Source organism: Brevibacillus antibioticus, from assembly GCF_005217615.1.
Taxonomy (GTDB): Bacteria; Bacillota; Bacilli; order Brevibacillales; family Brevibacillaceae; genus Brevibacillus; species Brevibacillus antibioticus.
Genome location: NZ_SZNK01000001.1, coordinates 709,350 through 728,682, shown reverse-complemented (window position 1 = coordinate 728,682; position 19,333 = coordinate 709,350). Strand labels below are relative to the sequence as shown.

At 46.6% G+C, this 19,333-nt stretch carries 18 protein-coding genes; 5 read left to right on the top strand and 13 right to left on the bottom strand.

Annotated elements, in window-relative coordinates; all coding sequences use genetic code 11:
- Positions 1 to 258: 258 nt before the first annotated feature.
- Both E8L90_RS03585 and fmdA read right to left on the bottom strand, forming a co-directional pair.
- A complete protein-coding gene (locus E8L90_RS03585; RefSeq protein ID WP_137028025.1) occupies positions 259 to 570 on the bottom strand; it encodes an FmdB family zinc ribbon protein in 312 nt (103 codons plus the stop codon).
- A gap of 36 nt (positions 571 to 606) precedes the next feature.
- On the bottom strand, positions 607 to 1,788 hold the full coding sequence (gene fmdA / locus E8L90_RS03580) for a formamidase (protein WP_137028024.1): 1,182 nt from the start codon (positions 1,786 to 1,788) through the stop codon (positions 607 to 609).
- 481 nt (positions 1,789 to 2,269) lie between these two features.
- Between fmdA and E8L90_RS03575 the strand changes: the two genes are divergently transcribed.
- The gene (locus tag E8L90_RS03575) at positions 2,270 to 3,577 is read left to right on the top strand and encodes a sigma-54 interaction domain-containing protein (protein WP_137033260.1); all 1,308 of its coding nucleotides are present in this window, start codon (positions 2,270 to 2,272) and stop codon (positions 3,575 to 3,577) included.
- 54 nt (positions 3,578 to 3,631) lie between these two features.
- Here E8L90_RS03575 and E8L90_RS03570 read toward each other — a convergent pair whose 3' ends face one another.
- Positions 3,632 to 4,549: a phosphotransferase gene (locus E8L90_RS03570; RefSeq protein WP_137028023.1), complete on the bottom strand. Its 918-nt coding sequence runs from the start codon at positions 4,547 to 4,549 to the stop codon at positions 3,632 to 3,634.
- Between the two features lie 53 nt (positions 4,550 to 4,602).
- Complete coding sequence (locus E8L90_RS03565; protein ID WP_137028022.1) at positions 4,603 to 5,238, bottom strand: helix-turn-helix transcriptional regulator; 636 nt, start codon at positions 5,236 to 5,238, stop codon at positions 4,603 to 4,605.
- 220 nt (positions 5,239 to 5,458) lie between these two features.
- On the opposite strand from E8L90_RS03565, the gene murB reads away from it, so the two are divergent.
- Positions 5,459 to 6,361, top strand: a complete 903-nt coding sequence (gene murB / locus E8L90_RS03560) for a UDP-N-acetylmuramate dehydrogenase (protein ID WP_137033258.1) — start codon at positions 5,459 to 5,461, stop codon at positions 6,359 to 6,361.
- A 242-nt stretch (positions 6,362 to 6,603) separates the two neighbouring features.
- Positions 6,604 to 7,794 (top strand): multidrug effflux MFS transporter, encoded by a 1,191-nt coding sequence (locus E8L90_RS03555; protein ID WP_137028021.1) that lies wholly within the window; start codon positions 6,604 to 6,606, stop codon positions 7,792 to 7,794.
- Between the two features lie 70 nt (positions 7,795 to 7,864).
- On the opposite strand, the gene E8L90_RS03550 is transcribed toward E8L90_RS03555, so the two are convergent.
- The 4 genes from E8L90_RS03550 to E8L90_RS03535 all read right to left on the bottom strand — a co-directional run bounded on the left by E8L90_RS03550 (position 7,865) and on the right by E8L90_RS03535 (position 11,698).
- Positions 7,865 to 9,874, bottom strand: a complete 2,010-nt coding sequence (locus E8L90_RS03550; protein ID WP_137028020.1) for an endonuclease MutS2 — start codon at positions 9,872 to 9,874, stop codon at positions 7,865 to 7,867.
- Between the two features lie 362 nt (positions 9,875 to 10,236).
- Positions 10,237 to 10,707 carry a macro domain-containing protein gene (locus E8L90_RS03545; RefSeq protein ID WP_137028019.1) on the bottom strand — a complete coding sequence of 157 codons (471 nt, stop codon included), beginning with the start codon at positions 10,705 to 10,707 and terminating at the stop codon, positions 10,237 to 10,239.
- Positions 10,708 to 10,725: 18 nt separating this feature from the next.
- Entirely contained in the window at positions 10,726 to 11,112 is a 387-nt protein-coding gene (locus E8L90_RS03540; RefSeq protein WP_137028018.1) for a hypothetical protein, read from the bottom strand.
- Between the two features lie 22 nt (positions 11,113 to 11,134).
- Positions 11,135 to 11,698, bottom strand: a complete 564-nt coding sequence (locus tag E8L90_RS03535; RefSeq protein ID WP_137028017.1) for a putative glycolipid-binding domain-containing protein — start codon at positions 11,696 to 11,698, stop codon at positions 11,135 to 11,137.
- 154 nt (positions 11,699 to 11,852) lie between these two features.
- Here E8L90_RS03535 and E8L90_RS03530 point away from each other — a divergent pair, with 154 nt between their 5' ends.
- A complete protein-coding gene (locus E8L90_RS03530; protein WP_137028016.1) occupies positions 11,853 to 13,313 on the top strand; it encodes a flavin monoamine oxidase family protein in 1,461 nt (486 codons plus the stop codon).
- A 62-nt stretch (positions 13,314 to 13,375) separates the two neighbouring features.
- Here E8L90_RS03530 and E8L90_RS03525 read toward each other — a convergent pair whose 3' ends face one another.
- From E8L90_RS03525 to E8L90_RS03515, 3 genes are all read right to left on the bottom strand, one after another.
- The gene (locus E8L90_RS03525) at positions 13,376 to 13,945 is read right to left on the bottom strand and encodes a GNAT family N-acetyltransferase (RefSeq protein ID WP_137028015.1); all 570 of its coding nucleotides are present in this window, start codon (positions 13,943 to 13,945) and stop codon (positions 13,376 to 13,378) included.
- 218 nt (positions 13,946 to 14,163) lie between these two features.
- The gene (locus E8L90_RS03520) at positions 14,164 to 14,751 is read right to left on the bottom strand and encodes a DUF3238 domain-containing protein (protein WP_137028014.1); all 588 of its coding nucleotides are present in this window, start codon (positions 14,749 to 14,751) and stop codon (positions 14,164 to 14,166) included.
- Between the two features lie 30 nt (positions 14,752 to 14,781).
- Complete coding sequence (locus E8L90_RS03515) at positions 14,782 to 15,255, bottom strand: hypothetical protein (protein WP_137028013.1); 474 nt, start codon at positions 15,253 to 15,255, stop codon at positions 14,782 to 14,784.
- Positions 15,256 to 15,446: 191 nt separating this feature from the next.
- Between E8L90_RS03515 and E8L90_RS03510 the strand changes: the two genes are divergently transcribed.
- Entirely contained in the window at positions 15,447 to 16,022 is a 576-nt protein-coding gene (locus tag E8L90_RS03510; RefSeq protein WP_244297489.1) for an AAA family ATPase, read from the top strand.
- A gap of 82 nt (positions 16,023 to 16,104) precedes the next feature.
- Here E8L90_RS03510 and E8L90_RS03505 read toward each other — a convergent pair whose 3' ends face one another.
- Both E8L90_RS03505 and gltS read right to left on the bottom strand, forming a co-directional pair.
- Entirely contained in the window at positions 16,105 to 17,679 is a 1,575-nt protein-coding gene (locus E8L90_RS03505) for an FAD-dependent oxidoreductase (protein WP_137028011.1), read from the bottom strand.
- Between the two features lie 455 nt (positions 17,680 to 18,134).
- A complete protein-coding gene (gltS, locus tag E8L90_RS03500; protein WP_137028010.1) occupies positions 18,135 to 19,322 on the bottom strand; it encodes a sodium/glutamate symporter in 1,188 nt (395 codons plus the stop codon).
- Between the last annotated feature and the right edge of the window lie 11 nt (positions 19,323 to 19,333).

Here is a 19,333-nt window from a genome sequence, read left to right as displayed (position 1 = left end):
CTCCCTACAATCAGCCACAGCGATTAACAAACAAAAGCGAGTCCTAATCTATTTTCTCGGCACCATGCAAACGGTCGTCACGTCCGTTATGACCTTGGAAGTGAAAATCCCAGCACGCATCCAATTGATTGCACAAACAACATAAGCTACAACAAAGGCACTCTACTAATCTTGTAGAGTGCCTTTGTTTATTTCTGCTAGAACCAACCATGTGAAGAAGGAGTGAAAACGAATGAACGCCCTTTTCAGCAATTCCGTTTAGTGCCCGGCCATCCAAGGGCGTTTGCCCCCACGACTGTGGGTATGTCCCCAGTGCGTCTGACTACCGTGGCTATGGCTGCACCCTGCTCCTTCATGGTAATGCGATTGTTTCCGTACGATTTTCGGTTCCACACCACGCTCGATCCGTTGGCGCAGCGCTTGCGGTGTCATGATCAATCCTGGTGCTGCATATAAACGTCTTGACGGTAATTGGCAATCGGGGCAAGCAACGCTTTCTGTCAGCTCGCTCATCTTCAGCCACTGTACAAATGGACCACAATCCTCGCACATGTAATCGTATCTCGGCATCGTATTTGGCTCCCTCTTTCGCGGTCTTTTTCTTGGCTACTTCGGCAAAATATCTCGATCAAAAATGCTTGTCGGGATAGACAAGGTGCAGCACGCGTTCGGAATATCGACGATCCCCGCAATTCTTCCCTCCACCGGTGCCGTTCCCAGTAGCATGTACGCCTGCTCCCCCGTGAAACCCATCGCTGTTTTCAAATACTCGATGGCATTCAGGCATGCATTGCGGTAAGCCACATGCGCATCCATGTATAGCTGCTGCCCTGTCGTCTCGTGGACGGAAATTCCTTCAAAAACGAGGTATTCCGTATAGCGAGGCTCTACTGGACCCGGCTTGAATACAGGGTTGTTCACGATGTTATACTTCGCCATCCCGCCCTTGATGACGTCCACATGAAGATCCAGCCAACCAGCCATTTCAATTCCACCGCAGAAGGTCACTTCTCCATCTCCTTGTGAAAAATGCAAATCGCCCATGGACAGCTTCGCTCCATTTACATAAACCGGGAAGTAAATGCGAGTGCCTTTGGACAAGTTTTTTATATCGCAGTTTCCGCCATGCTCACGAGGGGGGACAGTCCGCGCCGCTTCTCTGGCAATCCGATCAAACTCTGCTCCTTTAAGACTACCCAACACGGCACTGTGCGGGGTCGGCAAATTCGCAAGTGGCGGCATTCGCTCAGGATTTGTCGCCACGAGGTCGCTCTCTCTTCGGTTCCAGCGATCCAATAGCTGGTGGGAAGGAGCGGTACCAATCAAGCCTGGATGAAGAATGCCTGCAAATTTGACTCCTGGCAAATGGCGAGAGCTCGTGTAAATGCCGTGGAAGTCCCAGATCGACTTAGCCGCTTGTGAATAATGATCGACGAGGAAGCTACCGCCGTTTTCTTTGGCGAAAATCCCGTTAAAGCCCCATTCCGATTGGGGGAGTGCCCCGATATCGAGAATATCGACAACCAAGAGGTCGCCTGGCTCTGCTCCATTCACCCAGACAGGTCCACTGAGTACATGAACGCGATTGAGATTGACATCGCGAATGTCGGAAGGGTCATCGTTGTTAGCGATCTGCCCGTCCGTCCAGTCCTTACATTCCATGCGGAAAACAGCTCCTGGATTCACGGAAACGGTTGCTGGAATGTCTGGATGCCATCTGTTGTGACCAGGTGTATCCTGCTCCTCCATCGGTTTGTTCAAGTCTACTCGAAATAAAACTTCTGGCATGCTGCTTCCCCCTCACTTGTTCAATTGCGTATGCCGTACATTCACAAAAAGAAGCAAATGACATGCCAATGCTTGCTGGTCCCGATAAAAATTTGATGATACCGATTCTTTTGACTATTTTCTCCTGTATACTTACTACAAAGAGCTTGTCGCAAAACAGGTCATGCAGTTGATCTGCCGTTGACCAGAAATGTCCCTCCACTCTTGTATCGCTTTCGTCATTGTGTGTCGTTTGTTTCCCTGCTTCCTTGTCGGACACCTGTCCCATGATCGAACAAACAAACTATAACCAAGAAAGGGTGCGAGAACGATTTTTGAAGCTGGCATGCTGCTCTCGTCTTTCAATTCTCCCTCCGCAATCGAGCGTTCCCATCACCGCGCGATCTCTCATGCTGTCTTACATTCTCTCTATCAGCAATTACAGGCCTCTGCGAATCTTTCATCCTACGAATTTTCTCTGATCAGGGATGCACTTATCTGTATGCTACACAATGACTCTTTGCCGCTTTTTCCTCTATCCCTTTCCACTGCCCTCCAAACTGATCCTATGATTCCAGCTCTCAGGCATGCTTCTCATTCTGTTCCCAATTGGAAGAGTCTTCTTTTCGCATGGGCCGAAAACAGCCAAGAATGCCTAATCGCACTCAGTGACGAACGCATCGTACTTTTTGCTAACAAGCGGGCACAAGAACGATTTTCGTTAGTTGAAGGCCTTGTTCTCGAGGAGGATTGGGAACAAGAACGCTTAACCAATTGGTACTTAGAGGAACTCGATCTGGGGGAAAAGACGTGGTATCGCCTCTTTCTTATTCGCCCATGCACGTCAGTCTTGTCAAAGACAGCTAGCAGTTACTCGTTTTCAGAGATTCATACAAATAGTCCCCTCTATCAAGCCCAACTACATACAGCGCGTATCGCAGCACAATCTCTATCCAATACGCTATTGCTCGGAGAAACAGGCTGTGGCAAAGAAGTCTTGGCACGTGCTATCCACTCCTCTAGCTCGCGAAAAGACGGCCCTTTTCTTGCCGTCAATATCGCAGCACTTCCGCGTGAACTGATCGCCAGTGAGCTATTTGGATACACAGAAGGAGCTTTTACGGGAGCAAAAAAAGGAGGGCAATCGGGAAAATTTGAAGCAGCAAATGGAGGAACGCTCTTTCTTGATGAAATTGGGGAAATGAGCATGGAGCTTCAAGTTCTTTTGCTTCGTGTCCTCGAAGAACGCAAAGTAACGAGATTGGGCTCTCACGAAGAAAAGCCATTGGACATTCGGATTATCGCTGCCACCAATCGTTCCATTGAAGAAGAGGTACGGAATGGACAGTTTCGTGCAGACCTTTACTACAGGCTAAACATCCTGCAAATACGCATCCCATCCCTGCGCGAACGCAAGGAAGACATTGCAACCTTGGCTGACGAGTTCCTCCAGCAGCTTCATACCCAATACGCTGGCGGTCCGACAAGTATCTGTGAATCTGCCCTGGCGATCTTGCAGCAGCATTCATGGCCCGGAAATATTCGTGAGCTGCGCAATATCGTGGAGCGAGCCTTTTTACATGCGTACGGTGATTCGTGGGTCACCTCTCACCATCTTCCGAGCGAGTGGCAGCAGCAGTATGGATTGCCAGAAGCTCCTGGAGAACCGTTACCATTATTGCGCGAATTAGAGCGACAGACGATCCAGCAAGCCATCACACAAGCTCCGTCCATCAGCGCTGCTGCCAAAAAGCTAGGTATTGCGCGAAGTACCCTGTATCGAAAAATGGAAGAGTTAGGAATCGGATAAAAAAATCGGGGGATGAGCTTTAGCGCTTGTCCCCTGAAACATTTTACCGATGCCCTATTCGTCAGCGAGTGCTCGCCTTATCGACATTCTTGCTTCCTCTGCCACTTCTTCGTCATGGTGATCAATGGCTTGCATCCAGAGCAGCATCGGAATGAACACGGCCATCATCCTGGCCAATATTTTTGTCTCTTCATCCACTTCTCCATACGCGAGAAAAAACGATTGGCGGGCTTGTGGCGGTAAAAAACTGTAGGCCACATTTAAATCCGCTCCCGGGTGACCCACATTGAGATCTCCCCAGTCAATAATGCCTGATATATGCCCAGCTTCATCTACCAGCATATTTTTCACATGCAAGTCTCCATGCAGAATCACTTCACGCGGACTTATTCGGTCTATCACGACTTGCCCTAAATAATTCGCGATCGCATCCCGATCTTCACAAGAAATATGTACAGCTAAGGTAGACAAGAACGTCTGCATTTTTTCTTTTCTCTGTGCAATGTCCAGAAGGTTCCTGTGATCATGTTCGATCCCGTTCTCGCAGGCACGTTGGAGCGGAAACCCGTGCAATCTTTTTAAAAACGTCGCAAGTGCCACTGCCGATGAAGCACGCTGCTCGTCGCTCAAGCCTTTTGGAAACGTACCCGGTACATACGTGTACCCCAAAAAAGGGAATGGATAGTCATTGGTTGGTTCCCCATAAAAAACTGGCTTCGGATACGGTATCGTCAGGAATGCCGCAAGCATTGGCAGCAGCACTCCTTCCTTTTTGATCAGTTCAACAGCTACATTCCGCCTAGGAAAACGGAAAACATATTCATCCCCCACTCGAAAGACCACATTATCCCAACCATAGCCGATCAGCTTGATGGGCATAGAAGATAGCTGCGGAAACTGACGGAAGATGAGTGCGCGTGCCATTGGTTCAGATACTTCCCAGTCAGCATCCCATGGATTCGAATTGGTCATGGTTTTCATTCCCTCCCATTTGTCGTTTCATTTGCCGTGATGATGCTTTGCAGCTACGATTGCGTAGAACGGATCTGATAGACACATTTCTTCCCGCCGATTGCCACACATTCTGTCCGTTCTACGCTCGTCTGCAGTAACGCTCGGTAACAATCAAGCTCTCTTGCACAGATCATTTGATATCGATCTGCTACTTTAAAATAGGGGCAATTGTACTGCGTGATCACAAATTCCGCATCACCGACCTGTTCCCATCTCGCCATAAATCCGTTGTCATCTTGGATGCTTGCCATCTCTGCCACCCTTTCAGATAACTCTTTTCCTTCCATTTGCCCCTCGTATATCTGGATAATCTTCTCTTGCTGTCTTGCGAAAAATTGATCCACTCGGTCTTCCCCGTCTGCCAGCACGATATGCTCCATCAAATCCACGGCTAATTGCCCGTAATCATTCGGAAATTGTTCATTACCTTTCTCTGTCAACGAGTAGTAGTGCATCGGTCTGCCTGCTTTTTGACGACCTACTCGGCACACAACAAAACCATCTTTTTCCAAGTGGATCATTTGCCTGCTGACAGCTACCTTTGTGAGCTCCAGCCTGTTTTGCAAATCCTTTGTGCTGAGCTCCCCTTCCCTTTTCAGCAACAATAGAATGTATTCACGTGTTGATAGGTGTCTATATCTCTCCATTTTCTCTTCGCCCCTTTATTGGAAAAGAACGATACGCTCACAGTATATGTCCTTTGTATAACTAATTCAACAAACATGTTTATAAAGTGACACTCTTTGTTCAGCACAAAACCTACGCAACAGTCATTTATTAAACATTTTAGTTGAATATATATAAAACAGTGCATATACTGTGTTTGTAGTGCAAGGTGTTTTTTTCCAAGAAGGATAGGTGAAACGAATGAAACCTGTATTCTCCCTTCTCCGTAAACGACAGGTCGAAGTGACTTATCAGGAGCCTTTAGCGGCACATACTACCTGGAAAATTGGCGGACCTGCGGATTTACTGATTACACCGAGCAGTAAATCCCAACTGATCATGGTCATACAAATACTGAATGAACATCATGTCCCATGGATGGTGATCGGAAAGGGCTCCAACCTTTTAGTCACAGACAAGGGGTATCGCGGCGCGGTCATTACATTACACAAGGCTTTGGACTATGCCCGAATCTTGGGCAATCAGATTTACGCTGGGGCTGGCTACTCCTTGATCAAGCTTGCAGCGTTGGCAAACAAGCACAGGCTCAGTGGATTGGAGTTCGCAGGTGGAATACCCGGGTCTGTCGGCGGCGCTGTGTATATGAATGCAGGCGCGAACGGATCGGATATAGCAGACATTTTCCATTCAACTGAAGTGATCACGCAAACGGGAGCCATTCGCTCGCTGGTTGCTGCAGATTTGGATTTTTCTTATCGCCACTCTTCCTTGCAAGATGTGGATGTCATTATCACGGAAGCGATTTTTGAGCTGACCCCGCGCGACAGCGACAGCATCAAGCTCCAGTGGAACCACTATAAAGAAAGACGTTTAAAAACACAGCCTCTGCCGTTTGACTGTGCAGGTAGTGTATTCAGAAATCCTCCGGGCCATTTTGCTGCCAAGCTCATTGAAGATGCTGGATTAAAGGGCATGCGGTACGGAGGCGCGCAGGTATCGAGCAAACATGCCAATTTTATTATGAATACCGGCAATGCCACCGCACTTGATGTATGGACACTCATGAGGCAGATTCAGGAAAAAGTTCACAGCCAATCAGGCATTCACCTTGTTCCTGAGGTTGTGATCGTAGGAGAACAGTAAATATAAAAAAGGGAGGTCATCCCTACATCGAGGGAAAAGAGAAAAGTGTGAGTAAACCACCAGACGAAAATGACTTGTCACCGATTCCCAATGAATGCTATTCTATTGGAAAATTTCCCCCTATTACTTATGTAAGGTGACAATATGCTTTCATTTTCCAGACTGATCAAATGTAAACCCCCAATCCCGTAATCTCCCTCCTACGCTGTTTGAGATTTTCGGAATGTAGGGGGAATGTATAAGTGAATAGAAAAATCTCAACACCATCTTTGTTACTGTTAATCATTTTGGTGGGTTTTCCGCAAATTAGTGAAACGATCTATACACCTTCGTTACCTGATATCGCCAATCGCCTTCATGCCAGTAACAATACGATCCAACTGACACTCAGTATTTACTTCCTCGGTTTTGCCTTTGGCGTATTTTGCTGGGGGAGACTCTCTGACGCTATCGGGCGACGCCCTGCCATGCTCTGGGGAATATTCGTTTACGGCCTGGGTAGCTTGGGTTGCTTCCTCTCCGATTCAGCTGACTGGTTGTTATGGAGCCGGTTCATTCAAGCTTTCGGTGCGAGTGCAGGATCAGTGGTAACCCAAACCATCTTACGAGAGAGTACTGACACGACCAAGCGTCATGCTGTTTTTGCTCAGATTTCAGCTGCTCTCGCTTTTACTCCTGCAATTGGCCCCTTAATCGGTGGTTGGGTGGATCAATCGTTTGGATATCAGGCTGTTTTCTTCACGCTGATTGCGATGAGCGTAGCGATTTTTGCTTACGCGTTTGTCTCGTTGCCTGAGACCAAAACGTCTACAGCTTCAAGCATAAACACGCTTGCGGTAGCCAAACGACTTGTTACGGACAAAAGGATTTGGGCTTTTGGTTTCTTAATTGGGGCGACAAATGGCATGTTGTTTAGTTACTATGCCGAAGCTCCCTTTATTTTCATTGCGTTTTTCGGCATGACTCCTGGTGTGTTTGGGTTTTTAGGTATTTTCGTAGCGTTGGCTTCTGTGATCGGAGCCATGCTCTCGAAAAAACTTCTAAGCAAATACCCGGCTGAAAACATTATCCTGATCGGCTCACTAGTGACGACGTTAGGAGCAGTATGCCTCACAAGCTTCACTTTGTATGGAGTCCGTCCGTCCGTTGTCTCGCTGGCGATTATGGTAGCCTCTCTCTTTATTCTTCTGCTGGGGATTGGGATGATGATTCCAAACTGCCTGAGTTTAGCCCTTGTCCACTACAGCGATGTACTCGGAACTGCTGGCGCTATTTTTGGTTTGGGCTACTACATCGTCGTCAGTCTTATCACCAGCGGCATGAGTTATTTTCATAATGGCTCGCTCGTCACCATGCCAATCTACTTCTTGCTATTGGCGATCATCATGGTGCTTGTTAGTAAACAAATGACGGTTAGTCATACAGCCAAGTAGCCTATTCATCCTGTCAACATCAAAAAGCCGATTCTCTCTTTGAGAAAATCGGCTTTTTGCCCGTTCCTCGTCACCCCTCCGGCTTCGTCTCGATCGATATTCCTTCGACATGCTTGCGACTCATCATTTTGCGCTTCTTCCGGTTCTCTTTTGTCTCAAACACGATGTCCATGTCATAATCGGCCGGATACAGTTCTTTGCCCTCAATATGCAAGACGAGGCGTTTTTTGTTGATTTTATATTTCTGATTTTGAATCATGACGCCAACGATGCCTTTGGAATCCTCCGCAGCAAACACAATGCCGGTTCTCCCCAGATAGGAGATGAACACACAATCACCAACAGCAAATGGTTTGTCACGCGTTGGCGTGGCTGGCGTATCTGTGGCTTTTTCGGAAATCTCCTGTGGAAGATGCTCTTGTCTTTCCTCTTCCACCGCTACTTCCACTTCTTCTGGCTTTTCTATTATTCGTGTCTCCACATAATGGGGAGCCTCATACTCTTCCTGTGCAACGTCTTGGTATTGTTCCAGCCTTTCCGTAGTGGTAGTCGTGAATCCATTCCGAGTAATTTCCCGCGACCGCTGAATCATCTCAGACGGGATACCCAGCTTCAGTGCGATCAGGAATGCGTAGCTCTGGCCAGCTTCTCCAATTCGCAAGCGATACAGTGGCTGCAAGGTCTCCTCGTCAAATTCCATTCGTGCATTTTGGAACCCGGCGGTTGCAGAGGCAAAATTTTTGATTTCGTTAAAATGTGTATTCACGATCACCGTAGCGCCTCTTCGGTGCAGCTCCTCCAAGATCGCAATCGACAAGGCGACCCCTTCTCCTGGATCTGTACCGGTAGCCATCTCGTCAATCAGAACGAGTGTCGAGGAATCAGTAACCTGCAAGATTTCAAGGACATTATGAATATGCGCGGAAAACGTGCTTAACGCCTGCTCGATGCTTTGCCCATCCCCAATATCTACCGCGATATTGCGAAAAATCGAGAAACGACTGCCCTCCTGTACTGGTACGAGCAAACCTGACTGCACCATCATAGTTAACAGCCCGATCGTTTTTAACGTCAATGTTTTCCCACCTGTATTGGGACCTGTAATAATAAGCGATTTGTACTCTCGACCAATCTTCATATGCAGCGGCACCATTTTCGGACCGAGTAGCGGATGCCTTGCTTCCTTGACATCGATAATCCCTTTTTCGTTTAGTTCGACATTCGCGCCTCCGATTGCCAATGCGTACTTCGCTTTTGCGAAAAGGAAGTCATACAAGCCAACGGTCTCGACATTCACCGTAAGTTCATGCGCATATTCTTCCGCGAATGCGGACAATTGCATCAGTACTTTTGTTACTTCGCGTTCTTCCTCTGCCTTGAGTGCTGTGAGTTCGAACTGTACTGTGCTGATCTCCGACGGCTCCATATAGACGGTTTGACCGCTCGCCGACTCATCTAAGACACTGCCAGCCACTTGCTTGCGATGTTCTTTTTTGATGGGGATGACATAGCGTCCATTACGTGTACTAATCACATTTTCTTGCATGATTGAACGATATTTGTTCATGATGGAATCCAGTTGTCTTTTCAGGCGCTCTTCCATTACGATGGTGCGCTTACGCACCTTTAACAAGTCTTTGCTAGCAGAATCGACAACTTGCCCATGACGGATGCTTTGCTCAATTTCATTTTTCAGTTTTGGGACGTCGTACATCGATGCTGCATAGGTGCTTACGCGTGGCGCCAATTGTGCTTTTGCCGCCATGTATTTCATTAGTTGTGAGCAACTCGTAAGGAACAAGTACAGATTGGTAAAATCATTTACGCCAAATACATATCCCGTCCCCAGCAGGGAAAGAATCTTCTCCATCCCTTCCAGCGCGGGAATTGGTACACTGGCTCCATTTTGCAGGATGTTCTTGGCTTCTGCTGTTTCATCCAGCTTACTACGCACTACTTTGACAGAGTCCATCGGCTTCATTTGTTCTACATGCTTTTTCCCTGCGTACGATAAGGCGTATTCCATTACCTTTTCTTTGATTTTGTCGTATTCGAGACATTGCAATGCTTTTTCATTCATGACTGATTTCTCCTTTTTTATGAAAAATAAAAAAGGGCGAAGAATGAACAAATGTCATTCTCCGCCCTTTTTTTGGGATACCTAAACAAAACGCAACCAAATAAAAAACCGCGCTGAACACAGCACGGATTTTGGGCGCAATGATAGGATTTTCACCTAAGGCATTGTATGATATCCGTTGTTCTTAACTAATTCCAAGGCCGATTATCATCCAGCACAAAGAAACCTTGCTACATGGCAAAATTTCAAATGATGAATCAAGACCTTTTGTATGGAATTGCTTTAGTTAAGAACTACCGCCGACATCAACATCTCTCCCTAGATATGGTTCTCTTTACTATAGCGCATGTGATCTTCTACCGTCAATCCGCTTCGAATTTGTACAGCTTCACACCATAACCAGCAAAAGTATCGTCAAGCTGCTTACTCACCACATCCCAGTCCCCGCCTGCTAATCCGCTGCCGATCCCGTATGGAATGGCGATGGTCAGATTTTCTTTTTTCGCTAGGGAAAGAACTTCTTCCAACCCTTTTTGCAGCATGTCATATTTCGTGTAGACTCCTTTTTTTCCATAACCGAGCTGTGCGAAAAGATTGGCAATGTACTTCTCTTCCCCAACCTGACAAAGCAGTACTTGTCCAAGGAGGTCGCCACGCGCATCCGCATACTGCTCGCAATGCCGCTTGTACTCCGTATAAACACTTGGATATTTGACTCTTATTTGCTTGGCAAGCCCTGCGCCCATCACACCCATGCAGTTGACCTGCTGCACGATGATATTTTCTGTCGCTTCCAAAATGTTGCCTGGCACGACTTGTACCCATTCATTCATGGCACTCGCTCCTTTTCCTTACGCTACATGCAGGGCTTTCTTTTTACGTCTTAAGAAACGCAGGCAAACAAAATAAAGCAAAGAGGCAGCTACGCCCAGGACGTAAAACTTGAGAAGCAGCTTAAAGGTATGCGTAACGATTAAGAAAAGCATGATGGTTGCGATGATTCCAGCCACGATGTACAGCATTGCTTCTAGGATGAAAAGGAGACTTCCCTTACCCCATGAAAATCGCTTCATGACCCAATCTATGACGAGAGATTGCGGAATCCCTAATAGAAACACCGTCGGGAACGTAAACATCGCGACGGGAAGAACCGAGGATCGATCTTGAAAATACAGAAGTGCAATCCCAAACGTAAATAAAAAACTGGCCAGTATACCCGCAATAAACCTTTCAGCCATGCTCGACAATCACTCCTTCTCCCTACACCTGCTCACGAATAAACAGGTCTGGATAGTTCAGAACCAACCCATTTGTATCGACAGTGATGTTTTCCACGAATGTTCCTGCCCGATATTGATAAACAGACGAGTCTCCTTTGACTTCTAGCAGTGTATATTGTTGCTGAACTTGTTTATACGTCAGCTCATGGGCTGAGAAATAGGCTACTTGGATAGACTGTGGTTCTCGTGGAGAATACGACAAACGACGGATCGGCAGAGTATTCGTGAAAGGCGTACAAGAAATATCGATATCGATACAGTCAACGAGCTCAGGAATGGGCTCACCCACCTCATTCGTCCAATTTCCCTTGCCATCCGATGAGAGATGCAAAGCGCCTTCTTCGCCCATGATCGCCAGTGAAACCTCTCGCGTGACCCAATTTGAATCCATGACAATTTCATATTGGATTCTGGTTATGGTAGCGTCATCCAGCCTCCCGATCACCATGCTATTTACGTGGATTCTATTCGAACCCTCCCGTATTCTCAAGTGCTCATATCCGACACCTGTCGTTGGTTTCCAGATAACATTCATTGGTAACATGCGAACTCCTCCGATCGTTTGTTCCCCTTTTCTCCATCCTATCATTTCTTGGATGAAAATGGTAGAGTCCTGTATGATCGACTTACACAACGCATACCTGAGTCATCCATGGAATAGGATCATAGTATCGAAAAAAATGGAAAGGAGACAATCGATGCATAATCCCTCCTTCTCCTTAACACAACCTGACATGCTGTCCATTATTCGCAACGGTCTCCCCAAAACCCACTCCCCCCTCACTATCATCATCGTCGGGTCTGGAATGGCTGGTCTTGTTTCTGCCTCGTTGCTAAAAACAGCGGGACACAACGTAACGATTTTGGAAGCAGCGGACCGGATAGGCGGGAGAGTTTTGACACTGCGCTCTCCTTTTACCCATGGGCATTATCTAGAAGCTGGGGCCATGCGTATTCCTCACACGCACGAGCTTACCCTGGCATACGTGACGAAATTCGCTCTGCCTCTTCATCCGTTTATCAACAACTCCCCCAACGACATCCTCTCAATAAATGGCATCAAAACAAGACGTTGGATCTATCAACGCGATCCTGACATCCTCCGCTTCCCTGTAGCCCCACATGAAAAAGGCCGTACATTCGATGAATTGGCCGGGCAAGCCATTAAACCTATCGTCGACTTTATCAACCTCGATCCCGCGAAGAATTGGCCCATCGTCGTCAAAAAATACGATCGTTTTTCCATGGATCAGTTCATACGCTTCAATCCTGTTGGCCCTTCCTTATCCGCCCCCGCTATCGACATGATCAAGGTCATGACTGGCTTCGAGGGCTTCCCTGAGCTCGCCTTTCCCGAAATTTTACGAGACTTCATCCTGTTCGATCCTTCAACACGCTTTTACGAAATAGCAGGGGGATTTGACCAGCTACCACAGGCATTTCTCCCCCAATTACAGGACAATATTTACTTCCGGCATAAAATGACGCGAATCGTCCAGACGGGAAATCAAATGACTATTTCTGGCGTGCGTACCGACACAGACGAACGATTTCAGATGACTGGTGATATCGTGATTATTACCATCCCTTTTACCGTCTTGCAGTTTGTTCAGGTTGAACCGTACGATCTGTTTTCCTATCAAAAATGGAAAGCCATTCGTCAACTCCACTATGTTTCCTCATCCAAAATAGGCATCCAGTTTTCTCAGCGATTCTGGGAAGCACAAGGAATAAGGAGCGGACAAACCGTAACGGATTCGCCCATTCGCCTCTCCTACTTTCCCAACCATGGGTTTGATCACCCCGGGGGTGTCGTATTGGTCAGTTACACATGGGAGGATGACGATCTTCCGTGGCTCAGCATGTCGAAAGAAGAACAAGTGATGCAAGCGGTAAAGCATCTAGCTGACATTCATGGGGAGCAGGTGTACACTACCTTCGTTACGGGGGTCGCACATAATTGGGCATTGCAGCCTCATGCTGCTGGTGCCTTTGCCTTGTTCAAACCGTTGCAGGAGACGGAATTGGCTTCTCACGTTGGTGCTCCTGAAGGAAAAATTTATTTTGCAGGGGAGCACACCTCGAATGATTATCACGGCTGGATTCAAGGGGCGATTGAGTCTGCTTTGCGCGTGGCTGTTGAGGTGGGAAGAAAATGAGCGGGGGTCTGTACGATGAAAGATTCCGTACATTCCCCCGCCGCTTATCGACAACGATTCTTTTATGAATTCAACTCATATTCTTTTCGAAGCAGCCCCAGCTTCACAAGATCAATGTACATCCCATTTTCAAATTCCGTTTCTCGATGGATTCCTTCCACTTGAAAGCCAAATTTTTGGAGCAAATGGATGGATGCCGTATTTCGCGTATCTGCTTCTGCTTCTATTCTGTTTAGATTCATATGCGTAAACCCGTACGCGATGATGGGCCGCAGCGCTTCCGACATGATCCCCTTATTCCACCACGAAAAATTCAGATCATACCCAATCTCCGCTTTGTTATGTACAGCATGATAATGTTTGTAACCGCAACTGCCAAGAAATTTTCCTGTGGAACGATCGGAGACTGCCCACCTGAGTCCCTGTTTTTGTTCAAATAAGTCTCGATACCATTGAAGTTCATTTTCAGCCTCTGCTATCGATTGAAACCTTGCTATTCCTACATATCTCGCCACTTCTTCATTTGACAACACTTCAAAAATATCTTCTATGTCTTGTTGATCAGGTTGTCGAAGGATCAATCTGTCTGTTTCGATGACAGGGAATTGATCGAATATCGTCGGGTGACTCATGGTAAGAACCTCCTCGTAACCGTGGGATGGGAGATTTTTGGTGCCTACTCCCTTCCATGATCTAGTTCATGATATGGTTTATGATAGAATGAAGCAATGTCCCGAATTACTAAACTTGCTTGTGCGTTGCTCCTTCTTTTTCCGAAGACGAGAACGAGCTCAACAGTCCTTCTTTGACGATGGTCTGGATCCATATACTTGTCGTGACAACGTTCGGACTACAGTATCTTACGAAAGTGATATTCCATCTCACCACCCAAGGCTGCCGGAGTATCACCTGTTTTGCGGAAATCATGGGTATAAATCGTTTCAAACGGCCCAAAATCCGCTTGCTTATAAAACTCAAAGCAAGGAAAGCCATCATGCGCTCCTTCGATCTGTACAAGACCATCCCTTTTCGCCGTTACCGATAATAAGTAGTCCACCGGAGGCGCATGCTCATTAAGGGGATTACTCGCACTTGCGCTCATTTCAAAGCTCACTTCTTCATCCGATTTCCATACCATATTCCTGCACAAAATGCCCTCCGTACTCGCTTTTCCTTTTCGCAGCTGAATCGAGCCATCAGGATTCGTGATTTTCTCTGTCGTGATTCCCGTGTTCTGATAAGTAAAAATTTCCTTTTCCATAAAGTCTACGACAACCTCTTGCTCCACTCTGGAACGCATCGTGTTAACGGCATAGGGAGTAAATTCTCGTGAATCGCCTTCGAATTGAATGGTTTTTCCTGTTTGCGGATCTGTTCTTGGCTCCGTCCATGACTGGGGGATAAATACACTCGCTCTGATTTTGATCAGGTTCACCATACCTTGACACCTCCATGTGTTATTGTTCTTCTAAGACAAATATGTGATGTTTTGGTGCGGAATGAACTCTATCATGATATCTTCAAATTCTTTGCAATCAGCCAAATCGGACAGATTCATCGGGGCTTGTATCTTTTCTACGCCCATTTTCGGATTCACCAAAAAATAATACGCCATGAGTAACGCTTTTCTACAATGATCCTGGTTTAGTTCACGCACGAGCAACTCACAGATGATAGCTGTTCTCTTCTCCTCGTCATATTGTAAAGCGAGATGAAAGTCCCAAAATGGTATAGAGCTTTTACTCCCAGCAGAACAAATAATAGGGAAACGAGCCTGTACAAATTGATTGATGATCTCATTTACTCCATCCGTGCTTCCCTTCTTCATTCCGTTGTCAACACAGCTTATTCCTTGATGAACCACCTGATAATAAGGCACATTCAATAGATGCTCCCTAAATTTCTCTATGAATTCCCCGCGCAAAAAAATAGGACCTATCACGATAAAGTCCCCCTCATTTTGGTATGACTGTACTTCCTTTTTCGACACGTAGAAATATTATCCTATTTGTACCTCTTTTTTTAAACGCGTTTTCATGACCGCCATGTTATGATTCAAAAAAGACGAGGATTATCCAATGATTTCCACGCGCGAACTCATTAATATTGTATGAGTAAGGTGGGATAATGATGATGTGGCAAGAGAATGCCAATCTTAACGTTCCAGACAGATGCATTTTTCTCGTTACTGGGATTATGGCTTCGGGAAAATCAACGGTAGCTCAGTTACTTGCTGAAAAGCTGAATCGAGGCGTCCATCTGCGTGGTGATTCGTTCCGACGAATGATTGTAAATGGCAGAGAGGAATATATGCCCGAGCCGTCAGAAGAAGCCATTCGTCAGTTGTGGTTGCGCTACAAAATAACAGCCTCTGCGGCAGACACTTATTTTGAAGAAGGATTTAATGTCGTTGTACAGGACGTTGTGATCGGCCCCTTTTTGAGCGAATTTGTTAAAATGATTCGGAGCCGTCCATTGTATGTTGTCGTACTCACGCCAAATGAAAAAGCGATTGAACAGAGAGAAGCTTCCCGTACCAAAACAGGGTATGGTGCTTGGACAATTCCCCACCTCAATCAAATCTTGCAGACCGAAACACCAAAGCTCGGCATGTGGATCGATTCCTCCGAGCAGACACCTCAGGAAACTGTCGACGAAATCTTACGGATTTCTTGTCGAAAGCCCCCTCGTTCAACTCAGCTGCCTTAAAAGCTGGATGGTCTGGCGCTATCCATGAAAAATCCTGAGTTCGGTGAAATCCCGAACTCAGGCAACCAGATCGTTCAACTGCTTACAGTGCGTACATCGTTGGCCAGAAGTACTCTACGCCTTCCGCGTACAAGAACGCTTGGAACTTTTTCAGCTCATCAGGAGTGTTTCGAACAGCGCGAGGAGTCAGTCCGTATTGCAAGCAATAAGCTGTCAAATAACCAGCTACTTCACCGACGTTCCACTCTACTGGGTGGAGACGGAAGCATCCATTTGTAATATGCGTAACCCCAAGATTTTTGCCCGCAGGCAGCAGGTTATTTACACGCACAGGGATTAAGCTGCCCAACGGAATTTGGAACGGATAGGTAGACACATCAAGGTAATTACGGTTTGCAGTACTCGGATGCAGGTCGATTCGGTAGCTGCCGACCCCAACGGAATCATGGAAGGCTTCTGCTTTGCCATTTTTGCGGAAAAATGCACTCACATGCTGCTCCAATACGGTGAATTCTGCTTTGATCCGGCGGGATTCACGAATATACGGATACATCGCCAATCCATCCTCTGTTCCCATTACATCCTTGCGCAGTCGCAGTCCTGGATACCCTTGTCCACCATCTGGGCGAGGAGCCTCTGTTTGCATCCAATACAGAAGGGAGAGACTCAGTTGTTTACCGCCGTAGAGGTGACGCTGACGTTCTTCCTCTGGCACATCAATGATCGAGCCGAGCCAGTAATCATTTTGCGGCCAGTTAACGGTCGTTATGCCACTCTTGTACAATCCAGTTTGGAAGTTTTTCGGATCAGCAATCTGACGATACGTGAAGAGCGGAAAATATTTAGTACCCGGGAACAGCTCATATCGTACAGATTCAGCAGTATTTCGCGGGCTGGAGCCTGTCCAGCTAAGTAGCTTGTCCGGCCAGAAGTCTGCTTTGTAGTTTCGCCAGAAGTCATACATTTCCGGCTTGGCAATGGTATGATCTTCTCCCTCCAAATAATCCATGGCAAAGCAATACGTAAACGCCTGAATATCATTTGGCTGTGGCGGCCCGACAACAGCACTTGGCTCCCCTGTTTGATCCACTGATTCAGCGCCAAGTACGTATTCTACGCCGGCTTGTGGGAGTACATCTCCACATTCCGTCGCATCCAAGAAATAAGGTGCTACTAGTTCACGAAAATCATGATGCTTCTGATCTTCTACTGTGATCGACAATACGTTATCGCCATCCATGCGAACGGCATGCAGCTTGTGATTCGTCAGAATAGTAAGTCTACCACTGTTAATATAAGGAGCGAGCATCTGATAAAAAACAGCTAGCGCTACTTTTGGTTCGTGGCAAAGACGACTTACGGAACCGTTACCAGGGTCAAGATTCGGGATGACGCGGGCTTCTGCCGTCATTGGGTAGTGGTTGCGATAATAATCACGTACGCTGTCACGGAATGTGCGATAGCTGCGCGTGCAACCAAACTGTTCGATCCATGGATGCTCATCTGGTGGTACCGCTTGGCTCGTAAATTGACCGCCAATCCAATCGGTTTCTTCCGTCATAATGACTGATTTTCCTGATTTCGCTGCTGCCAGTGCTGCTGCGCAGCCACCAGTACCTCCCCCAATAATTACTACATCAGCATGAAATTCTCTCATTCTACTTCCCTCCACAATTTTTACTTTTTGGTTGTTTCTGACAATTAATACGCAAAAAATGACAAAAGGTTACAATTTTCGCAAAAAAACGAAATAATTTTTCATCGGCTTCTACTTGTGCAAACTTTGACTCTGCATTCGTGCCTCAAATTTGCCTAGGAGTTGCTGCCCCTTTTCATCCCCTTCCTGCTGTCTCTTACCAAGCCAGCATTCTACATCTCCACCCTGAAACTTGTATCGCTGGGTGAGATTTCCTTTGCAAAGTTAAACAAAACAGGAACGTACGTTCTTATATAAATATATACGAACACGATGCGAACAACCAAGAAATTATTTCCTTTTTTCTCTATTATTTGTAAGACTCTAGATTGTTAAGAGTAAGCCAAAGTGATTGTAAGCACAAAAAATCCCTCCAGCTCGACTTTCTCCAGCATGAAGGGATTTTTAAATTGTCTTTATTTAAACAAATTAATCGTGGTAATAATGATTGGCATTGCGAACACGTCAATCAGGAAGGCACCGACGATCGGAACCACCAAGTATGCTTTTCGCGAAGGACCAAATCGTCCCGTTACGGCCGCCATATTCGCCATTGCGTTTGGAGTAGCGCCCAGACCATGCCCTGTAAAGCCTGCGACCATGACTGCGGCGTCGTAGTTTTTGCCAAGCAAACGGAATAGGACGAAAATCCCAAACAAAACGATGAAAACTACTTGAACAAATACGATCACGAGCATTGGAAGCGCTAGATCGGCAACTTCCCACAGCTTGATGCTCATCAGTGCCATGGACAGGAAGATTCCGAGCGTCACGTCACTGATCAGGTTGATGCTCTTCATGTCGATTCCCTTTGGATTGAGCTTGTCTACGATGTTACGCACAATCACCGCTACAAACATTGCACCCACATAACCCGGCAGAACAAATCCGGTTGCAGTCGAGAACAGCTCTCCCAAATACGTTCCCAATGCCATACAGAATGTAATCAACAAGATTTGGATGAAGAAGGTACTCGAGTGAATCGGTTGTCCTTTTTCTTCTACTGTCTCTACTACTTCTTCCGTTTCCGTCGGCTTCAGATCGTATTTGGAAATCAAATATTTCACAGTCGGTCCGCCAACCAAGCCCCCGGCAACGAGACCAAAGGTAGCTGCTGCAATCCCAACCGCCAACGCAGATTGAATGCCCATATCTTCAAGCGTTTGTCCAAAAGCGCTAGCCGCTCCATGTCCACCTTCCATCGAGACAGCCCCAGCCATCATCCCGATCAATGGATGAATACCGAACACAGAAGCTAAAGACACACCGATTACGTTTTGGGCCAAAGCCAGAAATCCACAGGCGATCCAGTAAATAACGAGCAGCTTACCGCCTAGCTTGATCAGCTTAAAGCTCGCTCCCAATCCAACAGTAGTAAAAAATGTGAGCATGAACAAGCTTTGCAAGGAAGTATCCAATGTAATTTGTAAAATTCCGGTCGCTTTCAAAGCCGTTGCAATGACAGCAAACAACAAGCCCCCAACCACTGGTGCCGGGATACAAAACTTTTGCAAGAAACTAGCCTTTTTTACGAGGAATGTACCTAATACGAGAAGTGCTACTGCGAGAAAAATCGTCGTTACTTGATTAAGTGCTAACGTCATAGTTGTCTCCC

Excerpts from the sequence above, each read along its gene's own strand:
- E8L90_RS03585 (WP_137028025.1), bottom strand. The coding sequence starts at position 570 with ATGCCGAGATACGATTACATGTGCGAGGATTGTGGTCCATTTGTACAG.
- fmdA (WP_137028024.1), bottom strand. The coding sequence starts at position 1,788 with ATGCCAGAAGTTTTATTTCGAGTAGACTTGAACAAACCGATGGAGGAG.
- E8L90_RS03575 (WP_137033260.1), top strand. The coding sequence starts at position 2,270 with ATGCTACACAATGACTCTTTGCCGCTTTTTCCTCTATCCCTTTCCACT.
- E8L90_RS03570 (WP_137028023.1), bottom strand. The coding sequence starts at position 4,549 with ATGACCAATTCGAATCCATGGGATGCTGACTGGGAAGTATCTGAACCA.
- E8L90_RS03565 (WP_137028022.1), bottom strand. The coding sequence starts at position 5,238 with ATGGAGAGATATAGACACCTATCAACACGTGAATACATTCTATTGTTG.
- murB (WP_137033258.1), top strand. The coding sequence starts at position 5,459 with ATGAAACCTGTATTCTCCCTTCTCCGTAAACGACAGGTCGAAGTGACT.
- E8L90_RS03550 (WP_137028020.1), bottom strand. The coding sequence starts at position 9,874 with ATGAATGAAAAAGCATTGCAATGTCTCGAATACGACAAAATCAAAGAA.
- E8L90_RS03545 (WP_137028019.1), bottom strand. The coding sequence starts at position 10,707 with ATGAATGAATGGGTACAAGTCGTGCCAGGCAACATTTTGGAAGCGACA.
- E8L90_RS03540 (WP_137028018.1), bottom strand. The coding sequence starts at position 11,112 with ATGGCTGAAAGGTTTATTGCGGGTATACTGGCCAGTTTTTTATTTACG.
- E8L90_RS03535 (WP_137028017.1), bottom strand. The coding sequence starts at position 11,698 with ATGTTACCAATGAATGTTATCTGGAAACCAACGACAGGTGTCGGATAT.
- E8L90_RS03530 (WP_137028016.1), top strand. The coding sequence starts at position 11,853 with ATGCATAATCCCTCCTTCTCCTTAACACAACCTGACATGCTGTCCATT.
- E8L90_RS03525 (WP_137028015.1), bottom strand. The coding sequence starts at position 13,945 with ATGAGTCACCCGACGATATTCGATCAATTCCCTGTCATCGAAACAGAC.
- E8L90_RS03520 (WP_137028014.1), bottom strand. The coding sequence starts at position 14,751 with ATGGTGAACCTGATCAAAATCAGAGCGAGTGTATTTATCCCCCAGTCA.
- E8L90_RS03510 (WP_244297489.1), top strand. The coding sequence starts at position 15,447 with ATGTGGCAAGAGAATGCCAATCTTAACGTTCCAGACAGATGCATTTTT.
- E8L90_RS03505 (WP_137028011.1), bottom strand. The coding sequence starts at position 17,679 with ATGAGAGAATTTCATGCTGATGTAGTAATTATTGGGGGAGGTACTGGT.
- gltS (WP_137028010.1), bottom strand. The coding sequence starts at position 19,322 with ATGACGTTAGCACTTAATCAAGTAACGACGATTTTTCTCGCAGTAGCA.